This is a genomic window from Staphylococcus sp. TCBT05, assembly GCF_055179755.1.
Genome location: NZ_JBUQDQ010000005.1, coordinates 730,206 through 754,271, shown reverse-complemented (window position 1 = coordinate 754,271; position 24,066 = coordinate 730,206). Strand labels below are relative to the sequence as shown.

Below are 24,066 nucleotides of genomic sequence, written 5' to 3'. Positions count from 1 at the left end.
TGTGAAGATAGATTGCTTCATAGTTATTTTTATAGTTTACATTTATTAACCTTAAATATTGCTGACTAGGCAATAATTGATGAAATCCGACGTTCGTCGCAACAAAACACCGCTAAAAGTTCTAGTCATGGGAACCTCTACGAAACAAATTATTCATACAAAAAGCCAACCTAAAAGATTAATTGAATCTTTTAGGTTGGCTTTTATGCCTACTTTACGTTTAGGTACTTTGAGTATTTCCTGGGAATTAATGATTGATTGAATCTAATGCTTGTCTTAAGTCATCTACTAAATCATCTGTATCTTCAATACCAACAGATAATCGAATTAATCCATCAGCAATACCTTCTTTTTCTCTAATATCTTTCGGAATAGATGCATGCGTCATTAATGCAGGTACTGAAATTAAACTTTCTACTGCACCTAAACTCTCAGCTAATGTAAAATATTGTGATTTACGAATAACTGCTTTAGCTAATTCGATATCTTTCACTTCAAAGGCAACTACACCTGTATGTCCATCAGCTTGTTCTTTGTGCACGCTATAGTTTAAATGCGTTTCAATACTTGGGTGAAATACTTGTTGCACTGCTGCATGACCTTGTAACATGTCAATGATAGCTAATGTGTTCTTTTGTACTTGTTCCATACGTAAACCTAATGTTTTTATACCTCTAATAAGCAAATAACTATCCTGTGGTCCAAGTACACCACCTGTTGAATTTTGAATAAATCCAATGTGTTCTGCTAAGTCAGCATCTTTTGTAGCTATAAGACCACTGACAACATCACTATGACCGCCTAAGTATTTTGTAGCTGAGTGCAAGACAATATCGATACCAAAGTCCAAGGGATTTTGGAAATAAGGTGTCATAAATGTATTATCCACAACTGAAATTAAATTATGTTGCTGCGCCAATTCGGCAGATTTTTTGATATCAGTTACACGTAATAATGGATTAGATGGCGTTTCAATATAAAGCATTTTTGTTTCTGGTTTAATATATTGTTCAACTTTAGTTATGTCTGTAGTATCAATAAAATCAACATCAATACCATAACGTGTAAATACTTTAGTTAAGGCTCTATATGTTCCGCCATAAACATCAGAATTTAATAATAAATGATCCCCTTTATCTAATAACATGATAACAGCAGAAATTGCTGCCATCCCTGAGCCAAAAGCAAATCCAAATTCACCGTGTTCTAAATCCGCAATTAAACTTTCTAATGCACTTCTAGTAGGATTAGCTGTACGAGAATATTCATAACCTTGTCTTAAATCTCCAATTTCATCTTGCATATACGTACTTGTTTGATAAATTGGTGTAGTCACTGCACCAGTATATGGATCTGTAGTTAAACCACCATGTATTAATCTTGTTTTTTTATTCATTTTACATTCTCCTCATATTCAAATATTTGCTTCGACATATAACGATCACTACCATCTGGAAATATCGTTACTATAACACCAGTATTAATATGCTTCTTCACCTCTAATGCACCTTGTAACGCAGCACCAGATGAACTACCGACTAACAGTCCTTCTTGCAGTGCTAATTGCTTCACATTTCGAAATGCATCTATATCGGAAACCTTAATAATATCTGAAATTAATTCCTTTGATAAAAACTGTGGCCACGCTTCAACACCGATACCTTCAACATCATGTGCATGCTGTTCACCACCACTTAATACAGACCCTTCTGGCTCTACTACAACATTGCCTACATTATACTGCGATAAGTGCTGTGCAACGCCAGTAAATGTGCCTCCAGATCCAACACCACCAACAAAGTAATCTATGTCAGGTAATGCCGATGTGATCTCTTGACCTAATGTTTTCACATATGCTTGTGGATTTAACTCTGTTTCAAATTGATTTGTATAAAAAGCATTATTGACCGCTGCAAAGTGTTCTGCAGCCTTTCTTGCACCTCGCATGCCTTCTTCACGAGGAGTACGCTCTACTTGTACACCTAGCGCTCTCATGATCGAAATTTTTTCTTCGGAAAACCCTTCAGGTGCATATATTACACAATGTAACTTGAAATGATTTGCTGCCATCGCCAAACCAATACCTGTATTACCTGCCGATGCATCAACAATAGTATCTCCTTTTTTAATTAATCCTTGTTCGAGTGCCTGTTCAACGAGAAATTTACCTAGTCTATCTTTGACACTACCTCCAGGATTATATTGCTCTAATTTTGCATAAATTTGTACTTGCTCATCACTAAATGTTTCCAGTAATACCAACGGCGTATTACCTATCAAGTCATACCCAATCATTTTAGTCCTCCATAATGGCTTGAAATCCTTATTAATCCATACCCTACCATACAGATAAGGATTATATATAAAAAATGAGCCTTTTGCAACTCATTTATATTATAAAGTTACTGATATTAGTCAATGAAGAATCCATACTTAATTAGTCAGAAAAACTTGTATTCTAATAGTGATTCTAGTATAGTTCTAATTATCAGAAAATTCTAATAAATAGGAGGAGTACAACATATGACAAATAATCAATGGCATTTAGACACTTTATCAATTCATGGTGGACAAGAGGTAGATGATTTTTCAAAATCAAGAGCGGTCCCTATTTACCAAACATCAAGTTATGTCTTTGACAGCACCACGCATGCCCAAAATTTATTTTCATTAGCTGAACCTGGAAATATTTACACACGTATCATGAACCCAACTCAAAATGTATTCGAAGAACGTATCACTGCTTTAGAAGGAGGAATCGGGGCACTAGCAACATCTTCTGGACAAGCCGCAATACATTTAGCACTTTTAAATATTGTTGAATCTGGAGATGAAATCGTAGCATCGTCCAATTTATATGGTGGTACATATAATTTGCTTAATGTGACATTTAAAAAATTAGGTATTAAAGTTCACTTTGTAGACCCTAGTGATCCAAATAACTTTAAAACAGCTATTAACAATAAGACTAAAGCAGTTTATGCGGAGACCATTGGTAATCCTAGGATTGATGTATTAGATATTGAAGCCGTAGCTAACATTGCACACGCACATGAGGTTCCATTAATTGTTGATAATACTTTCCCAACACCATATTTATTACGCCCGTTTGAATTTGGTGCAGATATTATAGTTCATTCTGCAACTAAGTTTATTGGAGGTCATGGTACATCAATTGGAGGTATTATTGTCGATAGTGGTAAATTCAATTGGAATAATGGCAAGTTCCCTGGTTTAGTTGAACCTGACGAAAGTTATCATGGCATTTCTTACGTTAATGACGTAGGTGAAGCCGCATATATTACAAAGGCAAGAGTACAATTATTACGTGATTTAGGTTCTGCTGTATCTCCATTTAATGTTCACGAATTCTTAATCGGATTAGAAACCTTACACTTAAGACTCGAACGCCACTCAGAAAATGCCTTACGTGTTGCCCAGTATCTAGAGCAACATCCAAGTGTTACTTGGGTAAATTATCCTGGTTTAGAAAGTAATAATTACTATGAATTAGGACAGAAATATCTACCAAAGGGGCAAGGCGCAATCTTAACCTTTGGCATCGATGGTAGTGTTGATGATATTGCTAACTTTGTTGAAAATCTTCACCTATTCTCTCATTTAGCAAATGTCGGTGATTCAAAATCATTAGTAATACATCCAGCAAGTACAACACATTTACAATTATCACCAGAAGATCAACAAGCGTCTGGTGTTGTTCCAGAACTCGTTCGACTATCTATAGGAACTGAAAATATTAACGATATCATTGCAGATTTAGATCAAAGTCTATCGAAATCAGTAAACACAAACAAATCTTCTGAGTAATTCGAACAACAAAAGTCATATTGTATAACATAAATCACTGTCATGATAAATGTTACATTATTGCTATATGTTGAATCATATTGTACTCATTATATATAAGACACCTCGTTAATTTAGTAGCATTTATTAAATAATACGAAGTGTCTTATTTTTTTATGCGCTTTTATATACAATCACATATGACTATGGTGTATTTTAGCGAGACTCCTGTGGGAACAGGACACGCTGAAGACTACAGGCTGAAGCTGTCCCCTAGGAAAGAGAGCTAACAATACGAAATATGAATAAAAGAAAACAAATGAAAGATTATGCACTTAATGATTTATATACCATCACTTACATGACAAATTTAATTTGAAGATTTAAATATATCCTAATGTAAATATCAAAAATAAATACAACGTATTTTAGCGAGACTCCTGTGGGAACAGGACACGCTGAAGACTACAGGCTGAAGCTGTCCCCTAGGAAAGAGAGCTAACAATACGAAATATGAATATAAAACAACACTCAGATAAATTGGTTTCAAAAATCTGAGTGTTTTTTCTAGTGTTATGTCTAGACGCGTTGTTTTTAATTTATAGGTTACAAAATCAAAATAACTTATTACTCATGTAGGTCGCTTGTATGTGCCCTATAATACGCCACTCGCTATCCTCACAGACGTCACTCATGCATTAACAAGGTTAGATTGTATAACAATACATTGAACATAAAGTTCAAAAGTGTTCGCTATGAGTGACTTTCATTTAGTAGATCATTACACACAACAATGAACATAGCAGTCTCCCCGCACACAACCGACAGTCTCACCTCTCGCTGAGTTACTCACCCTATTCACTATTATTTTTAAATTTCCTTTTGAATTTCACATATAATATTGGGATAATAACGATAATCATTCAAAAACAAAGGAGGGACAAATCATGGATAGCACAAAAGATAAATTAACCATACAAGCTATCTTACTCGCTGGAAAAATTTTATTATCTTCAGGTGCTGAAGTTTCACGTGTAGAAGATACAATGAGACGTATGGCCATATGTATGGGTTACTATCACAGTCAAGGTTATGTCATAAATGTATTTATTAATTTCTCACTAAGTGAGGAACACGACACACGTATCTTACGTATAGACAAAAACATAACAAACTTATTAAAAATTTATCAAGTAAACTCAATTTCTCGTCAACTTACAAGTAATCACATTTCAATAGAAGAAGCCTATCAGCAATTAAGTAATATTGAGCATAGTACAGTATCTATCTCACTGTGGAAGAAAGTCGTCGCAGCAGGCATCATTTCTCTGTGTTTTTTATATTTACAAGGTGGAACATGGCCTGAAATGCTCACTACATTAATTGCAGGTGCTACAGGCTTTTGCATTGTAGAATTTATGCAAAGCAAATCCTTAACAATGTTTATACCAGAATTTGTGGGATCATTTGTCTTAGGCGCTATCATTATCTTAGGTTCTCATATCTTCCACATCGAGAACACCTTTGGTCCTGCAATGATTGCATCAGTGATGCCCATTGTGCCTGGTGTATTGATTACTACTGCTATCCAAGATTTATTCGCTCGTCACATGTTAATGTTTACTGCAAAATTCTTGGAAGCACTTGTCATTGCATTTGCTATCGGTTCAGGTATTGCTATTGCATATGTAACATTTTAAGGAGGACTAAAGATGACAATCATTTTCACGTTTATCTGTAGCTTTTGTGCATCATATTTTTTCAATGTGATATACGACGCACCTAAAAAGTTATTTATTCCTGCTGGTTTCGCAGGTGCGATGGGTTACATGGTGTATTTTGTATTAACGGAAAGCTTTCATATGGATAGTATTTATACAAGTTTACTGGGGAGTTTAACATTGGGGCTACTTAGTCATATTATGAGTCGTATATTTAAAGCACCAGTTGTTATTTTTATGATTCCAGGTATTATTCCCCTTGTTCCAGGTAGTATTGCATTTAGAGCAACACAACAACTTGTAACCTTACAGTTTACCGACGCAACAAATACATTTATACGCGCAATTCTTGTAGCAGGTGCGATTGCCTTAGGTCTTCTTATTTCTGACCAATTGTCTAAAACACTAAACATCCGTAAACTATGGGCAATAAAACGTAATAGATTATAAAAAAACACCACACGCATTTACTATCATAAACTCAAAGGTCTAACCTCTGGTTTTATTAATATAGCAAGTGTTGTGTGGTGTCTTTGATATCATTAATTAATGAAATATAAACCTGTCAGTACATTTGCTTCAAGATGGCTAATGTCAATTTGAATCGTACTATTTTGTATTAAATGGTGTTGACTTACATAATTCGTTATTGCTTCCTTATATGGCAATGCACTTTGCGTTACGCCACCACCTAGAACTATATGGTAAATGTTAAAGACGCTAAATATGTTAATACATAGTTGTTGTGTTAATTTAATCACTTCTTCAACCATAGTATGAATTGTTTCGTCTTCATGCTCGAGATACATCGTTATAGCTTCTCTAGTAGTCACTGGTCGATTTAAAAGGTCACTCGCCTTTCGACTAATGGCTAATCCAGATATTTCATTTTCTACACATCCATACTGGTGACAAACCGGACATTGGTAATCACTATCATTTTTAATTACAGTATGACCAATTTCACCAAAGTTGCCATCTACACCTGAAACTAACTGTCCATTTTTGACATATGCCATACCAACCCCAGTACTAATCGTTAAATAAACAAAATCAGATGTAGTTGATTTAATATATCGATACTCCGCTAACGCAGCAGCATCTGTATCATTAACAAAGCTCGGCTTAAATTGACTGTGTTGCTCAATATATTGCCCTGCATTAAATTGATTGTATTGTTGTAAGTTTGGCGGATTTAAGAACAATCCCTGTGTATAATCACATGGACCTGGCATAGCAATATTCAATATATTGCTATCTACCTCTTTGTATTCTGTTACAAAATGATTCGCTAGTTTAATTATTTCAGTAAATTGTTGCTTCGGATCTTCCTTTATCGTTTCAAATTTTTTACTAGCAATGATATCAAGTTGTTCATTGACTACCCCAACAATAGTCTTCGTACCTCCGATATCAACGCATAATTTTAACATAATCATTCCACCTCACTCATGTTGATAACCATTTCAAATCTGATAGATGACTTAAACATAACTGATAATTGCAATCAAATCGCCTTCTATAACGACATTCGTATCCTCTACGGTCAATATTAAATGATCACCTTTTACTAATTCATGGACCTCTCCATCTATTTCAATTGTTCCACGACCTTCTACAATTGATATAAGTTCATAATCACGTGATAAGTCGTAGTTTAATTTGCCTGAAATTTCCCAACGCGCAACTGTAAAAAATGTATTGGAGACAAATTGTGTATATTTCTGACCTTGTATATTTTTTGATATTGGTGTGCTATTTGGTGAATTGTCATTTAATTGAATGACTGCTTTACTTTGTTCAAGATGTAACGCTCTTTGATTTCCATCTTTATCTGTTCGATCATAATCATAAATTCTATAAGTCGTATCTGAAGATTGTTGTGTTTCTAATATTTGGATACCTTCACCTATAGCATGTACAGTCCCAGCAGGTACATAATAAAAATCACCGGGCTGAACTTTAACACGTTTAAAAAGTTTGTCAAACTCTCTATTGTCAATCATTTCATTTAATTCATTAGAATCCGTTGTATTTACACCATAAATAATCTCAGCGTCCGCTTTAGCATCAAGAATATACCAACATTCTGTCTTGCCATATTCCCCTTCATGCTTCAATGCATAATCGTCATTAGGATGTACTTGTACAGATAATTTATCATTCGCATCTAATATTTTGGTTAACAATGGAAAAGTATGTGCTTTGGGATTTCCAAATAATGCTTTGTCTTCTATCCATACTTGATCTAATGTTTTTCCTTGATGTCTACCATTCTTAATCTTATTTGGTCCATTTGGATGTGCCGAAATGCCCCAACATTCCCCTGTAATATCACTAGGGATATCATAATTAAACGCCTTTAATCCTGTACCTCCCCAAATACGTTCCTTGAACTCTGGTTCTAAAAATAACACCATCACTGCATACCTCCATTAAATTGCTTTCAGTATATTATATATTTCGTCTTTACTTTGTGCATTGATAAGCTGCATTCTAATATCATCGTTCATCAATGTTCTTGAAAGTCTTTGTAATAATTTTAAATGAACATCATTACTTTGACTTGGTACAACAATTAAAAATATAATCTTCGGTAATGAACCATCAAGACTTTCCCATTCTACACCAGCCTTATTATTTAATACTGCTACAATCGGTTGCTTCACTACGCTAGATTTAGCATGTGGAATAGCAACATTCATTCCAATTGCTGTAGTGGATTCTGCTTCACGTGCCATTACCGCTTCTTTTAATATTGACTTATTGCTAATATAATCATGATCCGCTAACTGGTCAATTAATTGATTAATCACCGTGTCACGTGTCATCGTTTCATCACTTAATTCAATCACACGTTTGTCAAAAACACGCTCAGAATTATCATCATCTGCTTGCTCGTGTGTTATCTTACTTTCTTGCGATAGTTGTTCTTGGTTCGTCGTCATACTTTCATCACTCACCGCTTGATTTTCACTGATTACACCTGTATCCATTGGACTTGAATGAACTGCAACAGCTGGCGACGTTCGTTTCATCAACAATACAACAATCATCGTGACAATACTACCTACAATCACCGCAATAAAGAACCATAATATCTGGTCAATACCACCTAATACTGCTACAATTGGTCCTCCATGTGCTACTCTATCACCAACACCACCGATAGCAGCTATAACTGCTGCAATCATAGAACCAATCATATTTGCTGGTATAATTCTTAATGGATCTTGCGCAGCAAATGGTATTGCTCCTTCGGTTATACCAAACAATCCCATTGTAAACGATGCTTTACCCATTTCAACTTCTCCATGATTAAATTTACGCTTATTGATAAATGTAGCAAGACCTAAACCAATTGGCGGCGTACATACTGCTACTGCGACCATGCCCATTACTGTATAATTACCCTCTGCAATTAGTGCTGAGCCAAACAAAAATGCCACTTTATTGATTGGTCCTCCCATATCAAAGGCAATCATTGCTCCTATGATAAGGGCTAAAATAATAATATTAGTACCTTGCATCCCTTTTAACCAAGATGTTAGCCCTTCAAATATACTTGAAATTGGTGCACCAATAACAAAGATAAATATTAATCCTACAATGAGTGATGAAATAATTGGAATAATAATAATCGGCATTATCGGGGCCATTGCTTTAGGTGTCTTTATATTCTTAATCCACTTCGCAATATAACCAGCTAAGAAACCTGCCACAATACCACCTAAGAAACCCGCACCTGCATCACTACCATAGAAACTACCGTCAGCTGCAATTGCACCGCCAATCATACCAGGAACCAACCCAGGTTTGTCGGCTATACTCACTGCAATATAACCAGCTAATATTGGAACCATAAACTTAAATGACAGACTACCTATATTTTCTACAGATTTCCATATAGAATCTTCTGGAATGACTAGTCCTTCTGCAGAAGGTTTGCCACCAATGGTTAATGCAATAGCCATCAATAAACCACCTACTACAATAAAGGGAACCATAAATGACACACCATTCATCAAATGTTGATAAATGACTTGTAGTCCCTTTTTATTTTCGGATTGTGTTCTTTGATTCGCATCAGCATCATACTGTTCATGATGAATACTTGCTTCTTTTTTTATGATTCTCTGAATTAATTGTTCAGGATTGTGTATTCCTTCCCTTACACTTTCATTAACTAAGTACTTCCCATCGAATCTAGTAAGGTCAACTTGGCGATCTGCAGCAATGATAATACCATCCGCTTCTTTAATTTCCTCAGTAGTTAATTTATTTTCTGTCCCTACACCACCTTGCGTCTCTACTTTTATTTCTACTCCCATACGTTCTGCCGCTTGTTCTAATTTCTCTTGAGCCATATATGTGTGCGCTATCCCATTTGGGCACGAAGTTATAGCTAAAATTTTCATAATTTCATCTGCCTCCTTATCCACTTCATTGTAACCGCATACATTTATCGCAAAAAAATAATAATTGCCGTTGTTAGTGGCAATTATTCTCTAATTAAAGTCATGATTTTTTTCTGAAGCACCTGCTCATCTAACAATAAATATTGATCAACATCATTTTCTGTTAAATCTGCAATATTGTGTATAATTTTCTTCATTATCGGTATATCAGCCTCAGTAATGGCTAAGAAAAACACCAATTTGACTTTATTTTGTTTCCATAACAAGCCCTGTTCATGTTTAAACACTATAACATGTGATTTCAATACTTCTTTAGGGTTGCCATGAGGCATACTAATAGCATTTCCAATAAATGTAGAAGCAAATTTTTCTCTTTCTAATGCACTTGGTATATAACTTTCGGTAATTGCATGATTATTATTTAATATACTTTGTGCCTTATCGAAAACAACAGCCATATCAGTAACCTCATCATCGCCTCCTACCACATCTACTTGAACTGATGATAAATCTGCTTGATTAATTACGTTATTATTGATTTGGTTAATAATTACCTTCACTTTCTCAGCATCCTCATTTGAAAATAAAGGTGAAACTGTTACTTGAGAAAGTCGCTTTGGTAAATGATTACCTTCTATCTCATGCGTTGTAACTAATACATCGATGCCTTCAAAGTGATAATCATAAACTGAATCCAGCTGTACGGTATCTATCACTTCGATACGTTCGTCAAGCTTTAAAATTTTAGCTTCTAGTAAACTGGAAATACCTAAACCATAATAACAAGCTATCACTATTTTAATTTTTTCTTGTTCGTTTCTTTCAACTGATGATTGAAAATGTAATGCTAAAAAGGCAATTTCATCTTCTACTAAATGAATATCGGCATCAACTTCTAACTCTTTCACAATGTCATATAACGCATCAAAGATAAATGGATAGTTTTTTTTTATATCTTGAGTCAAAGGATTATTGATATATACATTTTTAATTATTCTGTGATATGTCCTACTAAAATGTGAAAATATATTGTCTCTCAATACACTATCTTGGGTAAAACCTACACCAATATTTTGCTCCATTTGAACAATGAGCCGTTCAATATAACTTTTGACGAATAATTGTTCAAATCCAAGATCATGTTGTTCAAAATAATCACTAATAAAGAAAGAAAAAAGTTTTGTTGTCTCTCTATTCAAATCATATCCTAGTCTATTATTAATTTCTGTAATACATTGATTAGCAATTTCAAATGACTTTGGTTTTATATCCCATGCTTTATAACTAATATTTTGTCTTTTATAAATAATGATTAAATGAATAATTAACTGTTTGAGCTGTATTTGTGTTGCTTGAATATGGTTATATATCAAGACACGCTTAATAATTTGTGTTATTTGTTCTAAATGCACTTTAGGAATATCGGCTAATATTATATCTTCAATCGATTTATTTTTAGATGTTAGTTGACTCAAGTGTAAAATAGCATTTCTAATATTCATCTCATTTCCTTTAATACATACACCTTTATTTCTAACACTTTCAACTAGAACATCAAATGACTGACACCAATTAGCAAATCTTTGTAAATAATCTAAAAATTCATTTTTAGTTATCTTTAGGTCAGCAATCAGACGTTCCGTCGTCGTAGGATCGTGTTGCATTAACAACCGATAACCTAAATTCATTAATATTTCACTATCCTTATTGGCATAGTCATTGATATAATGTTCAATCGTTTCAATACGATACTGCTCTAAATTCAATCTAAAGCCACGACCCTTTACACTAGTGATTACTGGATCGCTAAACAATGTATTGATATACTTTATATCCGATCGCACAGTTCTATTAGAGACACTTAATATAGCTGCAATATCATCTGCACTTTTGTAATTTTCAGATTCCTGTATAAACAGACGCATGATCTTAATATGTCGTTCTATCATATATACACCTCATTTCATCAAGGCTTTTGTTTATATTTTAGTTAATATCAGCAATTATATTGTAGGTCTATTTGACATTAAGAGCAAGTTACAATAAAACATTATTTTATATAATAAAAAAGCACTACTTATAATTTTTACAAGTAGTACCTTTTTACAATACGCATATACTCAAATCAAAATATGTTTTTTAAATAGTTATTTTTCATAAGGTATGACATCTTGTCCATATTTCTTTTTAATAAATGACTTCATATCTTTGGATTGTAATACCTTTAATAATTCTTGATACTTTTTATCACCTTTATGCCCTTTTTGAACTGCTATTATATTTGCAAAAGGTGATGATTTCCCTTCAACTGCAATCGCATCTTTATGTGGTGTCAGTCCATTATCAATTGCATAATTCGAATTCATAATAACCGCTGCGCCTTCTTTACTCTTGTATGTCTTAGGCAAAAATTCAGCACCTTGTTTATTATTAAACTTAAGTTGTTTTTTATTCTCAACTATATCATCAAACTTAGCATCCTCGATTTTGACACCTTTTTTAATTTTAATTAATCCTTTATCAACAAAGAATGATAAGAATCGACCTTCTTCTGCAGGATTATTCGATACATAAATTGTAGATCCTTTTGGAATATCTTTAATATTTTTATACTTTTGACTATAAACACCCATTGGCGTTGTGAATACCTTACCCACTTCTTCTATATTATAATTATGATCTTTTCTTTCTGCTTTAAGATAAGGTACATGTTGGAAAAAGTTTGCATCTACATCACCTTTATCTAATAATTTATTCGGTACTTTATAATCATTTACTGTTTTTATTTTTAAATCGTAGCCCTTTTTTGCCATTGCTTTTTTTGCGTGTTCTAATACCTCTCCGTGCGGTGCAGGTGATGCGGCGATAGTTATTTTTTTATTTGCTGCATCACTATTTGATTTGCCACAAGCAGCTAAAACACCAATTAAACTCAATAACAGAATTGCATATGTAAATTTTTTCATGTCATCTCTCCTTATTATTAATATAAAAAATGCCTTCTCTAAATAAAGAGAAGGCATTCTGCTTCTCTCATCTTCGAAAGTTAAATACTTTCTGTGAATTAGCACCATTTCGTATTACGACGGTTGCTGGGTTTCATCGGGCACATCCCTCCACCACTCTTGATAAGAGTTATAAATATGTATTTGAATTTATTTAATCCTAGCATTTTGGTCATGTTTAGTCAATCTAATTTTTAGAATTTTCTGTATGCTTCAATTTCATATGCTTTATATTAACTTTTTGTTCCATGTGAAACAGCTTAATCCTATAGCTTTATAGCATGTTTCTATACTGTTCATCCCATAAATACCATAGCACAATATGCAATTAAATTATTTAACGCATGTAACGCTATCGCAACAGACAACTTTCGACCTGACTTTAAATAAACATACGCGAGACCGATAGCAATAATTAAATACATCACAATTTCTAAAGGTGATTTCGCTTCTGTGACATGTAGTGAAGCAAAGATGATAACTGAAATGATAGACATCAACGTAAAGCTGAATTTCTTACCAAGTTCACCAATTAACAAATGCCTAAATAAAAATTCTTCATTAATTGGCGCAATAATCACAATAGAAAAAAATGCTAAAAACGTTGAAAATGGCGTAGCAAACATTTGCTCAATTAATTTATCATTTTCTGTTTCGTCAAATTTCCAAGACTCCGGAGCAAATAAATCTACCAATTCAGGATAAATTGCCTTTAGAATGAATAACACAATAAACGTGAGTATAATTAATTTCCAATACCGTTTCATATGTTTAATGCCTTGTGTCAAACGGTCCTTAAAGGATCGTCTATAAAATAGTATCCATGTCCCAAATAAAATAATGAAGGCAATCAAATCTACAATTAACTGTATCATATTCAACATGTGATCATTCATTTGAAAAGCCTTATTTTCAGTTCCTAAATATAAAATAAATACAAAAATCGAACAAATTAAGGACAATGCAAATGTACTAACTAAATAGATAACCGGTAAAATAAAATCTAGCCATTTAATATCTTTCCATTTATATGTATATTTTCCTGATATTTTCATTGTATCCCCCCTTTCACATTTTAAAATAACATAAAAATTAAATTGTATATATAGTTTTTCAAAATGCTTATCGCTTATAGTTATTGATTTATATGCGTAATTTATGGATGATTGTGGTATACAGTTATTACATCCATAATACATATTTATAGGGGAGTTGTGTTTATATGCGAATTCTAGTCCTAGGTGCTGGTGGTATTGGCGGATATTTTGGTGGCCGTTTAGCTGAAAGTGGTCAGGATGTCACTTTTTTAGTTCGTCCAAAACGAAAGTCATACCTAGAAAGAAATGGTTTAGCTATCCATAGTGAAAATGGTGATTTCAACTTCAATCCTAAATTAATTACTCGGGATGATCGTGCCGAAGCTTTCGACGTTGTACTACTCTCATCAAAGTCATATCACTTGGAACACGCTATCGAAGATTTACAACCATTTATACATCATAATACAGTCATTATTCCTCTACTTAATGGCATTGCACACATTCCTACATTGCAATCTGAGTTTGGTAAAAGTAATATCATGGGAGGTTATTGCGTAATTGAAACCACGCTTGATACTTCTGGCGAGATTGTTCACACAAGTACATTCGACAAATTATTTTTCGGCGAATTAAATGGCGAGGATAGTCAACGTGCCAAACATATTGCGGAGGCCTTCTCAAATTCCAAGGCTCAATTTATCTTGAGCAACAATATCACACAAGGAATGTGGCACAAATATTTAATGATAACCGTATTATCAGGTGTTACAACATTAATGCATGCACCTATAGGTCCAATAAGAGATAGTGTCGGTGGTACTCAATTTATTGAATCATTATATAATGAAGTAGCCACTATTATGCGTGCAGAAGGCGCACCTTTAGATAACCAAATCGTTCCTAAATACATGAAAGCACTCACCCAATTATCCTATCATTTCAAAACTTCAATGCAGCGTGATATGGAAAAAGGTCTAAATATAGAAGCCGATCATTTACAAGGTCATTTGCTTAAATTAGCTGATCAACATCAAATTCAAGCACCACTATTAACAACAATTTATCAAAATCATAAAGTCTATAAAGAAATGTTGCAATAAATATTGATAAATTGCAGTTCATTATTTTTGCGAAACTTAAATATATACATGATTCCACACAAATCATCGTATTCTTTTACACTTTAAAATATTATAAACAGTCATTAAAAAACGTCAATTTCTGCAGCTCTAGTTAGAAATTGACGTTCTTTTTTTACTAATTACATTGATTGATATGCCACATTACTAGCAGCAATTTACTTTATAAACTCAAATTATAAATCTAATGATTGAATATATGCTTTAACATCTTGAGACATTTCTTCATTGTTTAAAGCAAATTGTATTGTTGTTTTAACAAAACCTAGTTTTTCTCCAACATCGTATCGTTCACCGTTAAAGTCAAATGCATAAACCTTATCATCTTTGTTTAATCGCTCAATCGCATCAGTCAATTGAATTTCGCCACCTGCACCAATTTCTTGTTTCTCTAGATAGTCGAATATTTGTGGTGTTAATACATAACGTCCCATAATTGCTAAGTTTGAAGGAGCTGTTCCTGGTTCTGGTTTTTCTACAAATTTATTCACACTAAATAAACCTTCATTTGATTCAGCAGGATCGACAATACCATATCTATGCGTCTCATTTTCATTGACCTGTTGCACACCGATTATTGATTTTCCTGTATCATCATATTGATTCATTAATTGTTTAATTGCTGGTACTTCTGACTGAACAATATCGTCACCTAGTAATACAGCAAACGGTTCATTCCCGATAAATTGTTTTGCTGACCAAATTGCATGTCCTAAACCTTTTTGTTCCTTTTGTCTTACGTAAAACATATTAGCTAAATTACTAGAATGTTGAACTTCATCTAGTAAGTCTTGCTTTCCTTTTTCTTCTAAAATCATTTCTAATTCCTTTTGATTGTCGAAATGATCTTCGATAGCTCTTTTATGTTTACCTGTAACGATAATAATATCTTCAATACCTGCCGCTACAGCCTCTTCTACTATGTATTGAATCGTTGGTTTATCAAGAATTGGCAACATTTCTTTTGGCATTGCTTTCGTAGCCGGTAAGAATCTTGTCCCTAATCCTGCTGCTGGTATAATCGCTTTTTTAATTTTCATTTTTTCTCTCTCCTCCAAAGTGACAAAAACTATATATTATTTATTCATTTAAGTGCTTATTTCATATAAAATTTTACAATCCTTAAATGGACTGATACTTAAAGTGTTATCACTATTTTATTTTATCAAAAATCTTACTAAATTTAGACTTTTTATGTGCTAATATCTGTAATAAATCCTTATAATTCTCTACAGCTGCTTTATATTTTAATCGCTCATTTGTACGTACATTCGTTAGTGGATATTCAACGATTTGAATCATTTTTTCTGCAAAATCTTCTATATTATTAGGTTCAACCAAGTATCCAGTTTTTCCTTCTTCAATAATTTCTCTAGGTCCATACTTAACATCATATGAAACAACTGGACAGCCTGCATCTATGCTTTCCATAATCGTTAAACCAAATCCTTCATAATTACTTGTTAATAAAGAGGCTCTAGAATTGTTAAATTCAAGTAATGGATTATTAGTAAATTCATTAATTTCAACAAATTCATTTAATTTATATACATCTATCAAATCTTGTATCATTTGTAATTGACCTGCTTCATCTTTGCCAAACATCACTAGTTTGGTAGTATAGCCCCTCTGTCTAAAACGATGATACGCTTTAATAAGATGATCTAATTGCTTTTGGTGGCCAAATCTTCCAATATAGATGAACCGATCTTGAGGTTGGTCTTTGCTATATTTGGGGTTTTTCTGAAGTGTAAAATGAGGTATGACAGCAAATTTTTCATCTTCAATATCATAAACACTTTGAATATCTTGCTTTTGGTGTTCTGTTAATACTAAATATTTCGTTACTTTTTCACTATGCTTTAATGCAAATTTAAATGAACCTTTTACTTCATCATTATTTAAATGTGAGTTATGTAATACTAATACGTTTTTCGTATTGTTTTTTTGGTTTAGCAATGGTCTATCTAAAAGTCTCGCATCGTTAAACACAATATCCCCATCCGTAAAACGTTCTTCAAAATAATATTCAAACAATTGTTTTTCAGTAGAAAATGCTTTATACATTCTGCCTTTTTTATAAAGTTGTATAAGTAATAAGGTTGTTTTATCATCATCCGCAAAAAACTTTTCGCAATATTTGTTGCCATCCCTATCATAAAATTTCTCAGCGATTTTCCCATATCGCTTTGTAGAATAATATGTTTTCTTATGTAATTGACCAAATTCGTTATAATGCCAACGTTCTACTCTTTTCTTACAATAAGGGGTCATAAAATCCTCAAAGTCTAATACATCGCTATCTTGTCTATATTTACGATATAAAACATAATCATCACCATCATAGTAACGAACAATATTATTATTATTTTCATTAGCCTTATGTTTTAAACCTTTGATTTTACGCTTGGTTTTATAATATTTAGCCTTTTTTCTTTCCTTTGAATTAGGTGTATAAAGTAGATTATAATCTGCCAGCCAATCATATACATTCTCTACTTTTATGTTGGCACCTAACTTCCCATTACTTATAAAGCTTTCGATTACTTGATGGTAATCAGCATTATAATTCGTCGTTAAAATCGTATTCGTTGCAGAAAGTTCCTTATTCATTAACTGTATACGACTTAACAATGCTTTCGTACGTCCACCATGTATCGGTGGCAAAGTCGATGTAATTGTATACAACACTATATCCCACTCCCTTGTATCGCTAAATTAAATAACATTTTTATTCTAACACGCTATGCATGATTTTTATAAACTTTTGCACGTTACAATATTATTATTTTAGAAATAACTGTAGTTTATATTATTTTTTCACTTAAATGATACTTTATTTACTATTAATTAAGGAGGATTAAGATATAAATACCGTTTCAAGAAACAATATAATCCCTATGTTCGAGCTATCAAAAATACTTGTGATGTAAATTCACTTTATCAAAACAAAAAAGAGCTATTCCGTAATGTCTTAGCTCTCTTTAATGTATATTCATCATTTTTAGGCATTATTTGGCGAGACTCCTGAGGGAACAGGTCGAGCTGAAGACTACAGGCTGAAGCTGGCCCCTAGGAAAGCGAGCCAATAATACGAAATAGCAAATAAAAATAGCCAGTAATTAAGGAAATATGCATTTGCAAACACAAACAAGACATATTAATTTTCGAGGATGTTAATGTATATTAATATTTTAATGTATATTCATCATTTTTAGGCATTATTTGGCGAGACTCCTGAGGGAACAGGTCGAGCTGAAGACTACAGGCTGAAGCTGGCCCCTATGAAAGCGAGCCATTTATGCGAAATAGCAAATAAAAATAGCACCCAGATAATTATAATTCAATCATCTGAATGCTACTTTTCTAAGATTAATACCCTTAGCTATTAATTATATTTAGGCTTAATTTAGTAGCCTATTTATTGTTTACATGTTGATTAACACGTTTTTGGAATAAGATCGAAATACCTGCTATCAATAAGATTAAAACAATAATGCCAATTAATCCTAGGTATTTTGCTATATTACCAAATATGATACCTACAACAAGGAAATCAGTATCTGAGAATGTAGTCGCAGCACCACCTAAATCGCCTAAGAATGGTAGGAAGATTAATGGTAAGAAGGTAATCAACAGACCATTCAATGCAGCACCTGCAACAGCACCACGTATACCGCCACGTGCATTACCAAACACTCCTGCAGTAGCGCCTAAGAAGAAATGCGCAACTACTCCGGGTAGAATGACTACACCCCCAAAGAGGAATAAGACAAACATACCTAACACACCTACAATAAAGCTGACAAAGAATCCAATTAACACAGCATTTTGTGCGTAAGGGAAGACAATCGGACAATCCAATGCCGGTTTTGTATTTGGTACTAACTTTTCTGAAATACCTTTAAATGCAGGTACAATTTCTGCAAGAATTAAACGCACACCAGTCAAGATAATAAATACACCTGCAGCAAATGTCACACCTTGAATTAATGAAAAAACAATAAAGTTTTGACCATTACTAATTTCACTATGTACATAGTCAGGTGTGGCAAATAGTGACGCTACAACGTATAGAATAATCATTGTTAATGAAATGCTAATAGTACTTTCTCGTAAAAAACTTAATCCCTTTGGAAAATTAATTTCCTCCGTAGATTTCGATTTCCCTTTAAACAATTTACCAATTTGCCCTGCTGCCCAATAACTTATCGTTCCAAAATGCCCTAGAGCAACTTGATCATTGCCTGTTATTTTACGCATTGTTGGTTGTGCCAATGCTGGTAATATGGCCATAATAAGCCCTAGAATTACAGAACCAATAATGACAGTCATTGTGCCTGTAATATGCCCTACAGATAATAATATAGCCAAAAACGCTGCCATATAAAATGTATGATGTCCTGTTAAGAAGATATATTTCAAGTTCGTTACACGCGCTATAATAATATTTACAATCATCCCAAACACCATAATTAACGCAGCTGTAGTACCATATTTTTCTAGTGCAATAGAAATAATTGCCTCGTTGTTAGGAACAACACCTTGTACACCAAATGCATGTTGAAAGATCTTGCCAAAGGGTTCTAAAGATTGTGTCACTACATTTGCACCAGCGCTCAATACTAAGAATCCTAAAATTGTTTTAATTGTTCCTGAAGTCACATCTGCAGCTGATTTCTTTTGTACAATTAACCCTATTAAAGCAATTAAAGCAACAAGAATTGCAGGTTGACTCAAGACATCCACTATAAAATCAAGTATCGGTTTCATTCAACTACCTCCCAACTTGTTATAAAATATTTAATTCCGTTAACTTATCATTTAATTTTGATTGCAATTCATCTTTGTCCAAAATATTATCTAATACTAAAACATCACCTAAATTTTTTGTGTTTTCTTCTAAATCTCTGCCACATATAAATAAATCTGCCATATCAGGGCTGGCTGTCATCACATCACTATGTTCGACCTTTATATCTTCTGGGGCATTTAATTGTTTCAACGCTTCTTGAGCATTCATTTCAACCATAAAGCTACTCCCTAAACCATGACCACATACAACTAAAATTTTCATTTTCATCATTCTCCTTTAAATATCTGTTTAATTTCTGCTACGTCTGTAGCAGCTAATAATTTATTTACTGTCTCTTTATCACTTAATGTTGAAGCTAAAGTTCTAAGAATTTCTAAATGTCCTTCATTATCTACTGCACTTAATACAAATATGAGACTAGCGAAATGATTATCTTGTGAAAAATTAATATGTTGATTTAATTTCAACAAGCTTAATCCTACTTGCTTTACATCTTCATTTGGCCTTGCGTGTGCAATAGCAATCTCTGGTGCAATTACAATATAAGGTCCAAGTTCCTTTACGCTGTTAATCATCGCGTCAATATAACTCTTTTCAAAATAGCCTTGCTGTAACAATGGGTGTGATGCTATATCAATAGCTTGTTCCCAATTATCTACTGCATCTTTTATCTGTATCTTATCTAGCGTTAATATTTCCAAACGCTTTACCCTCCTCTATCATGCTATGATTTACTGACATCTTTTATCCAGTTCATAATTTGACGTTTGTCACCTGAGAACAAATCCTCTCTTCCTCGCGCATCCATTATCAATTCACTCAATTGTCGCAGTGCATTTAAATGTATTTGTGGCTGTTTGGTAGCTAAAGTTACAACTATATGGACAGGATCATATTGACTGTGATTGAACGTAATACCATTGGTGTAATGTACCAAACTAAAGCCTACAGACTGTTTCACATGTTCATGTTTTGCATGTATGAGTGCTATATGTGGGCTAATTACCATATAAGGTCCAAAGTTCTCCAACTGCGTTATGATGTCATCGGCATATCCACCATCGACAATACCGTCCGCTTCTAATAGTGCAACACATTGCTGAATTGCCTTATCACGTGATACTGATTGTTGTTCTGTTAATACTCTAGTCTCAGATAATACCTCTATCAAATTAGGACCAATACGTTTAGTTTCTGCTACATACTGTTCACGTGCCTGATTAATAATCTCATTGAGTTGTTGTCGGTCGCTTTTATTTAAAAAAGGACTCACCTGGACTACAGGTACTGTTGATTGTTCGAAAGGTACTGTCGAGATAATGTAATCTATCTTTTCATGCTTTAACAAAGTATCATTGACTTCATAAATAGAGTAAGCATCAACAATTTCCAATTCAGGATAAATATGGCTCAATCTACTTTTCAATAGTTGGGATGTCCCAACACCCGAACCGCACAACAGTATGACCTTTATCGCCTGACCACTACGTTTACTAATACGTTCAATTGCCGAAGCAAAATGTAAGGTAATATATGATAATTCATCTGCTGTAAATGAAATTTGGAAAAGTTCTTCAATCCCCCAAATGTGACGATGAATACTTTCTATCAATTGTTGATATTCCTTCTGTATCTCATCATTTAAAGGATTAGGGTGACTCATTTCAAATTGCAAGCGGTGTATAGCTGGTCTTAGATGAACAACTAAACCATTTAACAATTTATTATCTGCCATTAAATCAATGCCTAAATCTCCACTCATTCTTTCAATGAGTTGCTCAACCATGATTTCTAAGTCGTCTACCACATTGTTGTCATCATGTATATCTGATGTCTTAGCTCCTAATAAATGCAAAGTTATAAACGCCGCTTCACTCTTAGGGAATGTAATATTAAAGTTAGATTCCAGTTGTGATTGAATTTGTTTCGCCACAATAAATTGACTTGTTTGAGCTAACTTTTGATATTCTGTTGTAGGTATATCAAATACAAAATCTTCTCTAGTGCGATGTATGGCAATTAATATATGATATATCAAACCATCGATAGCACTTTGAACAAGTTGATATTGTGTTTCAAACAGTGTCTCAGTTACTGTACGCCGTATAGATTCTAGCTCTTTATTCGAAAACAACTGATGTCCAATGTTATGTGTATGTGTTTGAAAGTATGCATTTACTCTATCTGCATATGCTTTTCTATAATTACTTTCATCACCTTTAATCACAAAGCCTTTATTTTTAACATATTCCAATCTTAAACCTTGTGACTCTACCCAAGTCTGTACACGTTTCAAATCTTCCACTATCGTTCTTCGAGATACAGAAACCAATGACGCTAAAGATTGAGATGATGTAGGTTCAATAGACTCAAATAGCTTTAAGATAATATAGAGTACGCGTTCGTCCCTAGAATAATGCATAGCAATACTAGAAAATTGAACTGATTCCCTATTCATATATTCTGAGTGACGCTTAATTTTAATACCTCTATTTTTATTACGTGCAATCTCAAGTGACAATTGCTGCGCCATACTTTCCAGGTATTCTAGATCATACTGAATCGTTCTTTCTGAAACATTAAACTGCATTGCTAAATGATGAATAGTCGCAAAACCTTCTTTTTCCAGTAAGAAAGTTAATATTTGTTGCTGTCTCTTACTTAACACATCAGCAACCTCCTTACACCTTTATTGTAAACGCTTTCTGATAACTGTAGATGTGTAATCTCATTCGTCTTTAAATACGAAAAATTGCACATCCAATTCGAAAGTTAATTTATCGTAACATAATCCAAATAAATATTTATTATATATATGATTTCTTATTGCTCGCTACATTAAATTACATAATAAAATAGGTCTGGTACATTAGTCTTTCAGACTTAACTCGCTATTCATTTTTGTTTTATCTCAGTGATAATTTCAGTTTCAATCAATTCATATAAAGTCACTTTGACTTTTGTATTCTCTTTTGTAGTAATAACATATATGAACCTCGTATTGTTTTCGAGACACCTGAGGGAGCAGGATGCGTGTCGAGACCATGGCTCGACCCAGCCCCCTAGGTAAGCGAGCAATACAATACTGCGTATCGATATAAACAACAAGCCCATCAAAGATATTTGATCTTTGATGGGCTTAATGCTCGGTAATTATGTCCCAGATTCATTGCTAATGTTATATTTTTTGGAAATGTAAATAATCAATTTCATGGTTATGCCCTTTATGTAAGACTAAATCCGCACGTTTACGTGTCGGCATAATATTTTCTTTGATATTGATTTCATTGATTGACTGCCAAATATCTAAGGCTAAATGCTGTGTTTCTTCATAACTTAAATCTTTATATTGATAGAAATGGGATTGTTTATTTTGAAATGCTTCACTTTGTAGTTTAAAGAAACGTTGTACATACCATTGTTTCATTTGTTCAATTTCTGCATCTAAATATATTTTATAATCTAAATAATCACTGACTAATTCCTCAGAATAATTATTTGTCTGAAAAATATTTACCCCTTCGATAATTAATACATCTGGTTGATTGATAAAGTGATATGCATCTTGTAGCCTATCATATGTTAAATGAGAATAAGTATAGGTTGGTACATTCTCTTCGCCACTTTTAATTTTCTTTAAATCAGTAATGAGTTGATTTGTTTCGTAACTTTCTGGAAATCCTTTTTTAGACATTAAATCACGTTCTAACAATGTTTTCTTTGGATAAATATAGCCATCCGTCGTAATTAACTCTACTTTCCAGTTAGGATTATATGAACGCATCAGTTCTAACAACAATCTAGACATCGTACTCTTTCCTACAGAGACACCACCCGTAATACCAATAATAAATGGTATAGACTGGTTCTTAGCTAGCATATGATCTTTGACAAATGACATAAATGATTTCTCCGCTTTTACCTTCTCTGTTAAAAATTGAACAAGCGGTATGTATATATCATTGATTTCTTTATGGGTTAATTTATCATTAAGACTCACAATCTCATTTAAATCTAATTGTTCCGTTGCTATATTTTTTGAAAAGTTATTTTGTTGCCACTCGTTTCGTGTGTAATAAATCACTTTCATTATCTCCCTTTTAAGACATACGATACTTTA

The 24,066-nt window shown here is 33.3% G+C and carries 19 protein-coding genes and 1 riboswitch; of the genes, 4 read left to right on the top strand and 15 right to left on the bottom strand.

What is annotated here, in order from left to right:
* Positions 1-247: 247 nt before the first annotated feature.
* Both ACY191_RS03340 and ACY191_RS03335 read right to left on the bottom strand, forming a co-directional pair.
* A complete protein-coding gene (locus tag ACY191_RS03340; protein WP_463269902.1) occupies positions 248-1,396 on the bottom strand; it encodes a bifunctional cystathionine gamma-lyase/homocysteine desulfhydrase in 1,149 nt (382 codons plus the stop codon).
* Complete coding sequence (locus tag ACY191_RS03335) at positions 1,393-2,295, bottom strand: PLP-dependent cysteine synthase family protein (RefSeq protein ID WP_229366512.1); 903 nt, start codon at positions 2,293-2,295, stop codon at positions 1,393-1,395. The genes ACY191_RS03340 and ACY191_RS03335 overlap by 4 nt, the downstream gene beginning before the upstream one ends.
* Before the next feature lie 228 nt (positions 2,296-2,523).
* On the opposite strand from ACY191_RS03335, the gene ACY191_RS03330 reads away from it, so the two are divergent.
* The 3 genes from ACY191_RS03330 (at position 2,524) to ACY191_RS03320 (ending at position 5,978) form a co-directional block, all read left to right on the top strand.
* Complete coding sequence (locus tag ACY191_RS03330; RefSeq protein ID WP_229366511.1) at positions 2,524-3,828, top strand: homocysteine synthase; 1,305 nt, start codon at positions 2,524-2,526, stop codon at positions 3,826-3,828.
* A 926-nt stretch (positions 3,829-4,754) separates the two neighbouring features.
* The gene (locus ACY191_RS03325; protein ID WP_042740419.1) at positions 4,755-5,507 is read left to right on the top strand and encodes a threonine/serine exporter family protein; all 753 of its coding nucleotides are present in this window, start codon (positions 4,755-4,757) and stop codon (positions 5,505-5,507) included.
* Between the two features lie 12 nt (positions 5,508-5,519).
* The gene (locus ACY191_RS03320) at positions 5,520-5,978 is read left to right on the top strand and encodes a threonine/serine exporter family protein (RefSeq protein ID WP_042740420.1); all 459 of its coding nucleotides are present in this window, start codon (positions 5,520-5,522) and stop codon (positions 5,976-5,978) included.
* A gap of 92 nt (positions 5,979-6,070) precedes the next feature.
* On the opposite strand, the gene ACY191_RS03315 is transcribed toward ACY191_RS03320, so the two are convergent.
* The 6 genes from ACY191_RS03315 to ACY191_RS03290 all read right to left on the bottom strand — a co-directional run bounded on the left by ACY191_RS03315 (position 6,071) and on the right by ACY191_RS03290 (position 14,006).
* Positions 6,071-6,961 carry an ROK family protein gene (locus ACY191_RS03315; RefSeq protein ID WP_042740421.1) on the bottom strand — a complete coding sequence of 297 codons (891 nt, stop codon included), beginning with the start codon at positions 6,959-6,961 and terminating at the stop codon, positions 6,071-6,073.
* A 51-nt stretch (positions 6,962-7,012) separates the two neighbouring features.
* Positions 7,013-7,948: a mannose-6-phosphate isomerase, class I gene (manA, locus tag ACY191_RS03310; protein ID WP_229367393.1), complete on the bottom strand. Its 936-nt coding sequence runs from the start codon at positions 7,946-7,948 to the stop codon at positions 7,013-7,015.
* Between the two features lie 15 nt (positions 7,949-7,963).
* A complete protein-coding gene (locus ACY191_RS03305; RefSeq protein WP_229366510.1) occupies positions 7,964-9,946 on the bottom strand; it encodes a fructose-specific PTS transporter subunit EIIC in 1,983 nt (660 codons plus the stop codon).
* An 83-nt stretch (positions 9,947-10,029) separates the two neighbouring features.
* Positions 10,030-11,895: a BglG family transcription antiterminator gene (locus tag ACY191_RS03300; RefSeq protein WP_229366509.1), complete on the bottom strand. Its 1,866-nt coding sequence runs from the start codon at positions 11,893-11,895 to the stop codon at positions 10,030-10,032.
* A gap of 198 nt (positions 11,896-12,093) precedes the next feature.
* Positions 12,094-12,912 carry a MetQ/NlpA family ABC transporter substrate-binding protein gene (locus ACY191_RS03295; protein ID WP_042740425.1) on the bottom strand — a complete coding sequence of 273 codons (819 nt, stop codon included), beginning with the start codon at positions 12,910-12,912 and terminating at the stop codon, positions 12,094-12,096.
* 64 nt (positions 12,913-12,976) lie between these two features.
* Positions 12,977-13,081, bottom strand: a riboswitch (SAM riboswitch).
* Positions 13,082-13,247: 166 nt separating this feature from the next.
* On the bottom strand, positions 13,248-14,006 hold the full coding sequence (locus ACY191_RS03290; RefSeq protein WP_119625038.1) for a CPBP family intramembrane glutamic endopeptidase: 759 nt from the start codon (positions 14,004-14,006) through the stop codon (positions 13,248-13,250).
* A gap of 167 nt (positions 14,007-14,173) precedes the next feature.
* Between ACY191_RS03290 and panE the strand changes: the two genes are divergently transcribed.
* A complete protein-coding gene (gene panE / locus ACY191_RS03285) occupies positions 14,174-15,091 on the top strand; it encodes a 2-dehydropantoate 2-reductase (RefSeq protein WP_042740427.1) in 918 nt (305 codons plus the stop codon).
* Positions 15,092-15,306: 215 nt separating this feature from the next.
* Here panE and galU read toward each other — a convergent pair whose 3' ends face one another.
* The 7 genes from galU to coaA all read right to left on the bottom strand — a co-directional run bounded on the left by galU (position 15,307) and on the right by coaA (position 24,030).
* Entirely contained in the window at positions 15,307-16,170 is an 864-nt protein-coding gene (gene galU / locus ACY191_RS03280; protein WP_042740428.1) for a UTP--glucose-1-phosphate uridylyltransferase GalU, read from the bottom strand.
* Between the two features lie 112 nt (positions 16,171-16,282).
* The gene (locus ACY191_RS03275) at positions 16,283-17,821 is read right to left on the bottom strand and encodes a glycosyltransferase (RefSeq protein WP_107641934.1); all 1,539 of its coding nucleotides are present in this window, start codon (positions 17,819-17,821) and stop codon (positions 16,283-16,285) included.
* 726 nt (positions 17,822-18,547) lie between these two features.
* Positions 18,548-19,903, bottom strand: coding sequence for a PTS ascorbate transporter subunit IIC (locus tag ACY191_RS03270; RefSeq protein WP_042740430.1), 1,356 nt, complete (start codon positions 19,901-19,903; stop codon positions 18,548-18,550).
* A 19-nt stretch (positions 19,904-19,922) separates the two neighbouring features.
* A complete protein-coding gene (locus ACY191_RS03265; protein WP_042740431.1) occupies positions 19,923-20,207 on the bottom strand; it encodes a PTS sugar transporter subunit IIB in 285 nt (94 codons plus the stop codon).
* 5 nt (positions 20,208-20,212) lie between these two features.
* A complete protein-coding gene (locus tag ACY191_RS03260; RefSeq protein WP_042740432.1) occupies positions 20,213-20,647 on the bottom strand; it encodes a PTS sugar transporter subunit IIA in 435 nt (144 codons plus the stop codon).
* 23 nt (positions 20,648-20,670) lie between these two features.
* The gene (locus tag ACY191_RS03255; RefSeq protein WP_229366507.1) at positions 20,671-22,614 is read right to left on the bottom strand and encodes a BglG family transcription antiterminator; all 1,944 of its coding nucleotides are present in this window, start codon (positions 22,612-22,614) and stop codon (positions 20,671-20,673) included.
* Between the two features lie 510 nt (positions 22,615-23,124).
* A complete protein-coding gene (gene coaA, locus ACY191_RS03250; RefSeq protein WP_229366506.1) occupies positions 23,125-24,030 on the bottom strand; it encodes a type I pantothenate kinase in 906 nt (301 codons plus the stop codon).
* Positions 24,031-24,066 lie beyond the last annotated feature (36 nt).